Source organism: Geodermatophilus sp. YIM 151500, from assembly GCF_025716945.1.
GTDB lineage: Bacteria > Actinomycetota > Actinomycetes > Mycobacteriales > Geodermatophilaceae > YIM-151500.
Window position 1 is genome coordinate 589,816 of record NZ_JAOVZT010000002.1, and the last position, 10,226, is coordinate 600,041.

General features: G+C 74.9%; 11 protein-coding genes. 6 read left to right on the plus strand and 5 right to left on the minus strand.

What is annotated here, in order from left to right:
- Nucleotides 1-60: 60 nt before the first annotated feature.
- The 3 genes from OF117_RS06310 to OF117_RS06320 all read right to left on the minus strand — a co-directional run bounded on the left by OF117_RS06310 (nucleotide 61) and on the right by OF117_RS06320 (nucleotide 2,145).
- Entirely contained in the window at nucleotides 61-519 is a 459-nt protein-coding gene (locus tag OF117_RS06310; RefSeq protein ID WP_263551953.1) for a GntR family transcriptional regulator, read from the minus strand.
- On the minus strand, nucleotides 516-1,400 hold the full coding sequence (locus OF117_RS06315) for a hypothetical protein (RefSeq protein ID WP_263551954.1): 885 nt from the start codon (nucleotides 1,398-1,400) through the stop codon (nucleotides 516-518). Before OF117_RS06315 ends, OF117_RS06310 begins: the two co-directional genes overlap by 4 nt.
- Before the next feature lie 91 nt (nucleotides 1,401-1,491).
- A complete protein-coding gene (locus tag OF117_RS06320) occupies nucleotides 1,492-2,145 on the minus strand; it encodes a M23 family metallopeptidase (RefSeq protein ID WP_263551955.1) in 654 nt (217 codons plus the stop codon).
- A 299-nt stretch (nucleotides 2,146-2,444) separates the two neighbouring features.
- Here OF117_RS06320 and rpsB point away from each other — a divergent pair, with 299 nt between their 5' ends.
- The 5 genes from rpsB to OF117_RS06345 all read left to right on the plus strand — a co-directional run bounded on the left by rpsB (nucleotide 2,445) and on the right by OF117_RS06345 (nucleotide 7,216).
- The gene (gene rpsB / locus OF117_RS06325; protein ID WP_263551956.1) at nucleotides 2,445-3,380 is read left to right on the plus strand and encodes a 30S ribosomal protein S2; all 936 of its coding nucleotides are present in this window, start codon (nucleotides 2,445-2,447) and stop codon (nucleotides 3,378-3,380) included.
- Nucleotides 3,381-3,468: 88 nt separating this feature from the next.
- Nucleotides 3,469-4,284, plus strand: coding sequence for a translation elongation factor Ts (gene tsf, locus OF117_RS06330; protein WP_263551957.1), 816 nt, complete (start codon nucleotides 3,469-3,471; stop codon nucleotides 4,282-4,284).
- A 260-nt stretch (nucleotides 4,285-4,544) separates the two neighbouring features.
- The gene (gene pyrH, locus OF117_RS06335; RefSeq protein ID WP_263551988.1) at nucleotides 4,545-5,294 is read left to right on the plus strand and encodes a UMP kinase; all 750 of its coding nucleotides are present in this window, start codon (nucleotides 4,545-4,547) and stop codon (nucleotides 5,292-5,294) included.
- A gap of 88 nt (nucleotides 5,295-5,382) precedes the next feature.
- Nucleotides 5,383-5,940 carry a ribosome recycling factor gene (frr, locus tag OF117_RS06340; RefSeq protein WP_263551958.1) on the plus strand — a complete coding sequence of 186 codons (558 nt, stop codon included), beginning with the start codon at nucleotides 5,383-5,385 and terminating at the stop codon, nucleotides 5,938-5,940.
- A gap of 277 nt (nucleotides 5,941-6,217) precedes the next feature.
- Nucleotides 6,218-7,216 carry a phosphatidate cytidylyltransferase gene (locus OF117_RS06345; RefSeq protein ID WP_263551959.1) on the plus strand — a complete coding sequence of 333 codons (999 nt, stop codon included), beginning with the start codon at nucleotides 6,218-6,220 and terminating at the stop codon, nucleotides 7,214-7,216.
- Nucleotides 7,217-7,258: 42 nt separating this feature from the next.
- Here OF117_RS06345 and OF117_RS06350 read toward each other — a convergent pair whose 3' ends face one another.
- Both OF117_RS06350 and OF117_RS06355 read right to left on the minus strand, forming a co-directional pair.
- Entirely contained in the window at nucleotides 7,259-8,023 is a 765-nt protein-coding gene (locus tag OF117_RS06350; RefSeq protein ID WP_263551960.1) for a polyphosphate kinase 2 family protein, read from the minus strand.
- 158 nt (nucleotides 8,024-8,181) lie between these two features.
- Nucleotides 8,182-8,841: a TrmH family RNA methyltransferase gene (locus OF117_RS06355; RefSeq protein ID WP_263551961.1), complete on the minus strand. Its 660-nt coding sequence runs from the start codon at nucleotides 8,839-8,841 to the stop codon at nucleotides 8,182-8,184.
- Between the two features lie 33 nt (nucleotides 8,842-8,874).
- Between OF117_RS06355 and rlmN the strand changes: the two genes are divergently transcribed.
- Nucleotides 8,875-10,107 (plus strand): 23S rRNA (adenine(2503)-C(2))-methyltransferase RlmN, encoded by a 1,233-nt coding sequence (rlmN, locus tag OF117_RS06360; protein ID WP_263551962.1) that lies wholly within the window; start codon nucleotides 8,875-8,877, stop codon nucleotides 10,105-10,107.
- Nucleotides 10,108-10,226: the final 119 nt, after the last annotated feature.

A 10,226-nucleotide genomic window follows, 5' to 3' on the forward strand; every position in this document is an offset into this window, starting at 1 on the left:
CGGCCCTCCCGGCGGCCGGGGCCGGTGCGGAGCCCGCCGGCGAGGGTCCGCCCGGACGGGTCACCGCTCTCCGGCGACGCGCACCTGCCCACCGGTCCTGCTGCCGGCCGGGTCGTCGACCAGCGCCGCCTCCAGGGCCTGGCGGAGCTCGGCGTCGGTCGCCGCGCACGCGCGGGCGGCCCGGACGAAGGCAGCCGCCGCGCCGCGGAGCGCCTCCCCGGTGTCCCGTCGGGCCGGTGGCGCGACCGGCAGGGACGTCCGGGCCACCCGCGTGCCGCCGCCGCGCCGCGACACCACCAGGCCCGCCGTCTCGAGCTCGCGGTAGGTGCGGGCGACGGTCCCGACGGCCAGCCCCAGGTCTGCGGCGAGCTGGCGCAACGGCGGGAGGCGCTCCCCGGGCGGGAGGCGCCCGGTGGCGATCAGACCGGCCAGCTGCTGGCGGAGCTGCTCGTAGGGCGGGGTCGGATCGCGGGTGTCGACGGTGAGCGGACCGACGCCGCCGTGGGCCCCGGCGCTCACCGCCGTCCCGGCACCGTCCCGACCGACGCCCGGGAGCTCCCCGGCGCCAGCAGGACGGTGACGCACCACGCGGTGAGCGCCAGCGCTGCGGGCGCCAGCAGGAGCGACGCGGCACCCAGCGCGGTCCACCACCCCGGCCGGCAGTCGACATTCAGCAGGGCGTGCCCGGCCACGACGGTGAGGCCGCCCAGCGGGACGCCCACCAGCAGGCCGGTCGCGGCGGTGACCGCCGCGACGGACCGGACACGCAACTCGGCGTCGGCCGAAGCGTCGGCGGGGTCGCGCGGGCGCTGCACGATCCGGCGCAGGGCCAGGGCCGCTCCGGCGAGGCCCGCGAGCACGAGGACCGCCAGCGGCGCCGTGTAGAAGGAGCCCGGCCACGGGCCCACGCCGGTGCTGACCACCTCGCTGCACCGGCGCACGAGGGTGCGCCCGGCCCGGCCCAGGTCGTCCGGCGACCCGGCCGCCGTCGTCCACGCAGCGACGAGGACCAGCAGGACCGTGGCGCCGAGCACGGCGGCTCCCAGCCGCCGCGGCACGTGGTCGCGCACTCGGCGGACCTGCAGCGAGGCGCTCCGGACGGCGCCCTCCGGCGTCGCTACCCGGAGCTCGCCCACCACGACACCGGTGAGCACGCACAGCGTGAACAGGGGGGCAGCGAGCAGCAGGCCGCGCCCGAGACGGTCGTGCTCGGTGACTGCGAGTGCCGCCAGCAGGCCGAGGAGCACCCCCGTGATGCGCCAGCGGGCCGTCGTCCGGGCGGTGGCGCGCAGCCACGGATCCCGGGGCACGGGTGGGAGTCCCGGTCGGTTGCGGGCGACGGCGGCGAGGACGGGCAGGACGACGGCCAGCGCGGCGACGAGGACCACGAGGCCGGCCATGCGACACCTCCGGGACGAGGGAGCGGGGTCGGCACCATCTCGCTCCGGGAGGGTTTGTGTCAAGCGCCTGGTACAAAATGGTGCGGTCCACTCACCCGGTGGCGCGTCGGACCGGGAACAGGCGCACCCGGGGTGCCTCCAGCAACGACACGGGATCGAGGTAGGCCTCACCCCGCCGGAGACCCCAGTGCAGGCAGGCCTCGACCGAGCACCCGGGATGGCCGGCCAGCAGCACCCCGATCGGGAAGCCGCGCGCAACCGGGAGGCCCGCGGCCACCGACGGCTCGACGGGTTGGTACGTCGTCCGCAGACCACCGGCGTGGTCGATGCTGAGCAGGGGCCGCCCCGCCACCCAGCCGGCGAAGGCGACCACCCCGTCGCCGGCCGCCAGCACCGGTGCTTCCGGCGAGCCGGCCAGGTCGACGCCCCGGTGACCCGCGGCATAGGGGTGGGGCAGCCGGTCGAAGGAGCGGGTCACCGGAGGCGTGCCCGCCAGCGGCCAGCCCCAGGCGGGGGCCGGCGCGGGGCCCGCCGAGCCGGATCCGCCCGCGCCGGATCCGTCCGAGCCGGATACTCCCGCGCCGGGATCGGCGGGCCCGGCCGGGCCCCGGCCCGCCCCGGCAGAGCCGGTCGGCACGAGGTCGGCCGGGACGGGGTCGGCCGGGACGAGGGGGCGCGCCGCCGCGGCAGCCGGGAGCAGCAGGCAGGCGGCCGCTACGACGGCGACCAGCAGGCGGACGGGCACGCCGTCGACACTGCCCGTCGCCGTGCCGGGGGAGCGCCGGCCCGGGGCACCTGTGGACGACCCGATCCGCTGGGGAAACTGCTCCGCGGCGGGGCGTATGCTGTCGGGCGCGACCCGCTCCGGTGGGTCGACTTCGCGCGTCCTCAACCCGCTCCTCCCGAGCGGGTCAGCCGCCACCTCGGTCCCGCCTCGTCGCGGGCACAGTGGCGCAGCCGGACGCCAGGGCGGCGCCCACCCGGTGCGCCGCGTCAACCGAGGAGCGCGGCCGACGGCCGCGCGGCACAGAAGGGCTGCGACCGATGGCAGTCGTCAGCATGAAGCAGCTGCTCGACAGCGGCGTTCACTTCGGGCACCAGACCCGCCGCTGGAACCCGAAGATGAAGCGCTACATCTTCACCGAGCGCAACGGCATTTACATCATCGACCTGCAGCAGACGCTCGGGTACATCGACTCGGCCTACGAGTTCGTCAAGCAGACCGTCGCCCACGGCGGCACGATCCTGTTCGTCGGCACCAAGCGCCAGGCGCAGGAGGTCATCGCCGAGCAGGCCCAGCGGGTCGGCATGCCCTACGTCAACCAGCGCTGGCTGGGCGGCATGCTCACCAACTTCTCGACCGTGCACAAGCGGCTGCAGCGGCTCAAGGAGCTCGAGGACATGGAGCAGACCGGCATGATGGCCGGCCTGTCCAAGAAGGAGCAGCTCGGCCTGACCCGCGAGAAGGCCAAGCTGGAGCGCAGCCTCGGCGGCATCCGCGACATGCAGAAGGTGCCCAGCGCCGTCTGGATCGTCGACACGAAGAAGGAGCACATCGCCGTCGGCGAGGCCCGCAAGCTGGGTATCCCGGTCGTGGCGATCCTCGACACCAACTGCGACCCGGACGAGGTCGACTACAAGATCCCGGGCAACGACGACGCCATCCGCAGCGCGGCCCTGCTCACGCGCGTCATCGCCGACGCCGTGGCCGACGGCCTCATGGCCCGCTCCGCCGCCCAGGCCAACGCCGGCCGCGAGGACGGCGAGCAGCCTGCCATCGGCGGCGACGAGCCGCTGGCCGACTGGGAGCGCGAGCTGCTGACCGGCCAGCAGGGCGATGGCACCCAGGCCGGCAGCCAGGCCGCCCCGCTGCCCGACACGCCGGCCCAGGCGCCCGAGGTGACCGCCGACGAGACCGCCCCCGTCGAGGGCGTGCCCGCCACCGGCGACACCTCGTCCACCGGCACCACCCAGGCCTGAGCCGCCGGCGCCGTCCCCGCGCCGCCGAGCGCGGGGGCGGCGCTGCGGCACGCCCGCGTCGCACCATCCACACCGACAAGGAAGAGACATGGCTGACTTCACCGCGGCCGACGTCAAGCGTCTCCGCGACGCCACCGGCGCCGGAATGATGGACTGCAAGAAGGCGCTCACCGAGGCCGAGGGCGACTACGACAAGGCCGTCGAGCTGCTCCGCATCAAGGGCGCCAAGGACGTCGGCAAGCGCCTCGAGCGCTCCACCACCAACGGCGTGGTCGTGAGCAAGGACGGCGCGCTGCTCGAGCTGGACTGCGAGACCGACTTCGTCGCCAAGAACGCCGACTTCGTCGCGCTCGCCGAGCGGCTGCTGCAGATCGGCCTGGACGGCAAGCCGGCCGACGCCGAGGGCCTCCTGGGCACCGAGGTCGACGGGCAGACCGTCGCCGCCCTGGTCGAGGCCGAGTCGGCGCGGATCGGCGAGAAGCTGGTGCTCAGCCGGTTCGTCGCCTTCGACGGCCAGACGGCCACCTACCTGCACAAGCGGGCCACCGACCTGCCCCCGGCGATCGGCGTCGCGGTGCAGTACAGCGGCGGCAGCGAGGACGCCGCGCGTGGCCTGGCGATGCACATCGCCGCCGCCCGTCCGCGGTACCTCTCGCGCGACGAGGTGCCGGCCGAGGCGGTCGAGACCGAGCGCCGCGTCGCCGAGCAGACGGCCAAGGAGGAGGGCAAGCCCGAGCAGGCGATCGTCAAGATCGTCGAGGGCCGGGTCAACGCCTACTTCAAGGACTTCGTGCTGCTCGAGCAGCCGTCGATCACCGAGCCCAAGCGCACGGTCAAGCAGATCGTCGACGAGGCCGGCCTCACGGTGGAGCGGTTCGCCCGCTTCGAGGTCGGCCAGGCCTGAAAGAGGACCACCCTTCCCCCCACGCCTGGCACGCTCCGCGCGGGCCCCTGAGGGGTGGCCGTTCCGATTCGTCACCAGGCTCGGTGCGGGCCCCTGACGGGTGGCCGTTCCAGCACGACGCGTCCGGCCCCGCGCCCTCCCGGCGCGGGGCCGGACGGCTGTCCGGCGGGTGGCCGCCGGACAGCGCCGGGGCATACGGCAGGATCCAGGCACCGACACCGAGCGAGGGGACGACAGCGTTGACGAACACCACCCCGCCGCTGTCCGCACCGACCGCCTTCCAGCCCGCCGAGGGCAGCGGCTACAACCGGGTGCTGCTCAAGCTGTCCGGCGAGACCTTCGGCGGCGGCGGGGTCGGCGTCGACCCGGTGATCGTCCGCGGCATCGCCGAGCAGCTGGCCGAGGTGGTCGCCAAGGGCGTGCAGGTGGCCGTGGTCATGGGCGGCGGCAACTTCTTCCGCGGGGCCGAGCTCAGCCAGGCCGGCATGGACCGCACCAAGGCCGACTACATGGGCATGCTCGGCACGGTCATGAACTGCCTGGCGCTGCAGGACTTCTGCGAGAACGCCGGCCTGCAGACCCGCGTGCAGACCGCGATCACGATGGGCCAGGTCGCCGAGCCCTACATCCCCCGCAAGGCCATCCGGCACCTGGAGAAGGGCCGCCTGGTCATCTTCGGTGCCGGCGCCGGCATGCCCTACTTCTCCACCGACACGGTGGCCGCCCAGCGCGCCCTGGAGATCGAGTGCCAGGTGCTGCTCATGGGAAAAAACGGCGTGGACGGCGTCTACGACGCCGACCCGCGCACCCATCCGGACGCCACCATGTACGACGACCTGTCCTACGGCACCGTTCTGGCCAAGCAGCTCAAGGTGGCCGACGCGACCGCCATCTCCATGTGCATGGAGAACCGGATGCCCATCGTCGTGTTCAACCTGTTGCGAGACGGCAACATCGCACGCGCCGTCGCGGGTGAGAGGATCGGCACGCTGATCAGCCAGCCCACCTGAGCCGCGCCGCTCGGAGAGGGCACGGTGCCGGTCGGCGCCGGACGACGAGGACGGCGGGCCAGGCCGGCCGCCGCAGGAGGGAAGGCCCGTGATCGACGACACCCTGCTCGACGCCGAGGAGCGGATGGACAAGGCCCTGTCGGTCGCGCGCGAGGACCTCGGGTCGGTCCGCACCGGCCGCGCCGCCCCGGCGATGTTCAACAAGATCCTCGTCGACTACTACGGCGCCCCCACACCGGTGCCGCAGATGAGCTCGATCACCGTTCCCGAGGCGCGCATGGCCGTCATCAAGCCCTACGACAACGGGCAGCTCGGGGCGATCGAGAAGGCCATCCGCGACTCCGACCTCGGCGTCAACCCCACCAACGACGGCCAGATCATCCGCGTGGTCTTCCCCCAGCTGACCGAGGAGCGCCGCCGCGACCTGGTGAAGGTGGCCCGGTCCAAGGGCGAGGACGCCAAGGTCGCCATCCGTAACGTCCGCCGCCGGGCCAAGGAGGAGCTCGACCGCATCGCGCGGGACGGTGAGGCCGGCGAGGACGAGGTGCGCCGCGCGGAGAAGGAACTCGACAGCCTCACCGAGCGGCACGTCCACCTCGTCGACGAAGCGATGAAGAACAAGGAGTCCGAGCTGCTCGAGGTCTGACCGGCCACCCGCGATGAGCTCCCTCCCACCCGCCGGTCGCACCGGCGGCCCCCCCGCGCACGGCACGGGGCCGCTGCCCCGGCCGGGTGCCCACCCGGCGGCCGGGCCCCTGCCGCCCCGCCCACCGGCGCCCCGGTCCGCCGCCACCGAGCCGGCGGCGACCTCCGTGCGGCACGCGGCCGGGGCGCCCGCCGCCCGGGGTGCGGACGTCGGGCCCACGGGGGAGCCCGACGGCGGGCCCCCGGGGGAACCCGACGACGACCGGTCGACCCCGGGGATGCCGTGGGGCACCCTCCGCCCCGCGCCGGACGACGAGTGGGGCACCGGGTCGCCCGACGACACCGGACCCCTCCCGATCATCGGCGCCCTCCCGGCGCCGCCCCCGCGGCCGCGCCCGTCGCGGGCCCCGGTGATCGGCCCGGACCCCGCCGACGTCGCCCCGGGCCGCGCCGACGTGGACCGACCGCCCGGGCGGGCCGGCCGCAACCTGGCCGCCGCCGTCGCCGTCGGGCTCGGCCTCGGTGCGGTCATCCTGGGTTCCCTGCTCGTGTGGCGGCCGGCGTTCCTCGTCGTCCTGGGTGCCGCCGTGCTGGTCGGGACCGTGGAGCTGACCCGCGCGCTGGACGCCGGCGACTTCCGGCCGCCGCTGCCGCCGCTGCTCATCGGCGGACCGGCGATGATCGCCCTGGCGTGGACCCGCGGGCCGACCGGGCTGGTCGTGGCCTTCCTGCTCACCGTCCTCGCCGTCCTGTTGTGGCGGCTGGCCGACGGCCCCTCCGCCTACCTGCGCGACGCGGCTGCGGGCGTGCTGGTCGCCCTCTACGTCCCGCTGTTGGCCGGCTTCGCCGCGCTGATGCTCGTACCGGACGACGGCACCGCCCGCGTGCTGACCTTCATCGCCACCGTCGTCGCCAGCGACGTGGGCGGGTACGCCGTCGGCGTCCTCTTCGGCCGGCACCCGCTCGCGCGGAGGATCAGCCCCAAGAAGTCGTGGGAGGGCCTGGTCGGCTCGATCCTGACGTGCTGCTGGGTGGCGACGTCGCTGTTCGTGCTCGCCCTCGACGCGCCTTGGTGGGGTGGCGTGCTGTTCGGCGCGGCGGTCGCCGTCTCGGCCACCGTCGGCGACCTCGGCGAGTCCCTGATCAAGCGTGACCTCGGCATCAAGGACATGGGCAAGCTGCTGCCCGGGCACGGCGGCATCATGGACCGGCTCGACTCGCTGCTCCCGACCGCGGCGGTGGCCTACCTGCTGCTGTCGGTGCTCGCGCCGGTCTGATCCCGGCCGTGCGCGACCGCCTGGGACCGGTGCGCCGGCGCGTCACGACAGCGGCGGGTCGGGGTCGACGCCGCGGGCCCGCAGCGCCTCCTCGACCGCCGTGCACACCGTGCGGACGACGTCGACGCGCGCCCAGCGCTTGTCCTCGGCGGCCACCACGTGCCACGGCGCGACCGGCTGATCGGTGCGCTCCATCATCTCCTCGACGGCCGCCTCGTAGGCGTTCCGCTGGTCGCGGTTGCGCCAGTCCTCGTCGGTGAGCTTCCACGCGCGGTAGGGATCGCCGCGGCGGGACTCGAAGCGGCGCAGCTGCTCCTCCGGGGACAGGTGCATCCAGAACTTGACCAGCACCATGCCCTCGGCGGCCAGCGTCGTCTCCAGGTCGACGATCTCGTCGTAGGCCCGCCGCCAGGCCTCCTCGGGGGCGAAGCCCTCGACCCGCTCGACCAGCACCCGCCCGTACCAGGTGCGGTCGAGCACGGCCATGCCGCCCCACCCGGGCAGCACCGGCCAGAACCGCCACAGGAAGTGGTGGCGCTTCTCGTCGTGCGTCGGCGCCGCGAACTGCGCCACCCGCACGTGCCGAGGGTCGAGGTGGTCGACCAGCCGTTTGATCGCGCCACCCTTGCCGGAGGCGTCCCAGCCCTCGAACAGCACGCACAGGGGCGGGCCCAGGTCGCCGGGGCCGATCTGCCCACCGAGCAGCAGCCGGAGGTGGACCAGCCGCTGCTGCGCCTCCTCGAGCTGCTTCTTCCCGTCCGACTTGGACAGCCGCAGGGACAGGTCGACGTCGTCGAGCCGGCTCATGGCGGGAGCCTTGCACGGGGAGCGACGGAGTGCGCCGATGTGCACGGCCGAGAACGGCACGTGGCCGTGGGGGTCGTGAGGAGCGGGGGGCCGGAGGTCCTCCGCGATCGAGCGACGGGTGGGCTCGACGTCGCCGGGGACGGCACGTGGTGGCGGTGTCATCCGGAGGATGACGATGTCATCCCGTGCTGGCGGATCCAGGCGTGCATGGCGATCCCGGCGGCGACGCCCGCGTTGATCGACCGGGTGGAGCCGAACTGGGCGATCGACAGCACGCCGTCCGCCGCCGCGCGGGCCTCCGGGGACAGACCGGTGCCCTCCTGGCCGAACAGCAGCACGCACGCGCGCGGCAGCGCGGCGGCCTCCAAGGGCGCGGCTCCCGGCAGGTTGTCGACGGCCAGCAGCGGGACGCCGGCCCCGAGCGCCCACTCCGCCAGCGCGGTGACGTCGTGGTGGTACCGGACGTGCTGGTACCGATCGGTGACCATGGCGCCGCGCCGATTCCACCGCCGCCGTCCGACGATGTGCACCTCGGCGGCGAGGAAGGCGTTCGCCGTCCGCACGACCGTCCCGATGTTCAGGTCGTGCCGCCAGTTCTCGATCGCGACGTGGAACGGGTGCCGGCGGGTGTCGAGGTCGGCGACGATCGCCTCGACGCTCCAGTAGCGGTAGCGGTCGACCACGTTGCGCCGGTCGCCGCGGGCGAGCAGTTCGGGGTCGTAGCGGGGATCGTCGGGCCACGGCCCCGGCCAGGGGCCGACCCCGACGGTGTCCGGCGGCACCTCCGGCGGGGTGGGGTCGCTCCCGCTGCCGCTCACCCGCCGCACGCTAGTGGGACCATGGACGGCGCCATGACAGCCCTGCCCCTGGTCTTCGACGCCCCCCGCCGCGGGAAGCCACCGCGCCACCTCGCCGACCTCACCCGCGAGGAGGCCCGCGCGGCGGTCACCGAGCTGGGGCACCCGGCCTTCCGCGCCGACCAGCTGGCCCGGCACTACTACCGCGGGGTCACCGACCCGGCGCGGATGACCGACCTGCCGGCGACCGCCCGCGAGACCCTCACCACGGCCCTGCTCCCGGCCCTGCTCACGCCGGTGCGCCACCAGAGCGCCGACGGCGGCCGCACCCGCAAGACGCTGTGGCGGCTGCACGACGGCGCGCTGGTCGAGAGCGTGCTGATGCGCTACCCCGACCGCGCGACGGTCTGCATCTCCAGCCAGGCCGGCTGCGGGATGGCCTGCCCGTTCTGCGCCACCGGCCAGGCCGGGCTGACCCGCAACCTGTCCGCCGCCGAGATCACCGGCCAGGCCGTGGCCGCCGCGGCCGCGATGGCGGACGGCGAGCTGCCCGGCGGCCCGGGCCGGCTGTCGAACGTGGTCTTCATGGGCATGGGGGAGCCGCTGGCCAACTACAACCGGGTGCGCGCCACCCTCGGCGCCCTGCTCGCTCCCGCGCCGCACGGGCTGGGCCTCTCCCAGCGCTCCGTGACGGTGTCGACGGTCGGCGTCGTGCCGGCGATCCGCCGGCTCACCGAGGAGGGCCTGGCGGTGACCCTGGCCGTCAGCCTGCACGCCCCGGACGACGAGCTGCGCGACACGCTCGTGCCGATCAACACCCGGTGGAAGGTCGGCGAGGTGGTCGACGCGGCCGACGCCTACGCCGACCGGACCGGGCGCCGGTACTCGGTCGAGTACGCGCTCATCCGCGACGTCAACGACCAGCCCGAGCGGGCCACGAGGCTCGGCCGGCTGCTGGCCGGCCGCCGCGCGCACGTCAACCTGATCCCGCTCAACCCCACGCCGGGCAGCCCGTGGGACGCCAGCCCCCTGCCCGCGCAGCGCGAGTTCGTCGCCCGGCTGCGCGCCGCCGGGGTGCCCACCACGGTGCGCGACACCCGCGGGCAGGACATCGACGGCGCCTGCGGCCAGCTGGCCGCCGCCGACCGGGTCGACGGTGTGCCCAGCCTCGCCGTCCAGCCGGCCGGGGACCGCAGGCCCCGTCCGGAGGCTCGCCCGGAGCCTGCGAGGGGTGTGGACGACGAGGTCCTCCTACCGCTCGGCGCGGATCCGGACGACGACCAGTGAGCGAGCTTGCGAGCTCACCGGGGGCAGGGCAGCGTCCGCGCATGCGGCCGACGAGCGCCAGCGAGGAGGTCGCATGAGCGAGCTTGCGAGCTCACCGGGGGCAGGGCAGCGTCCGCGCA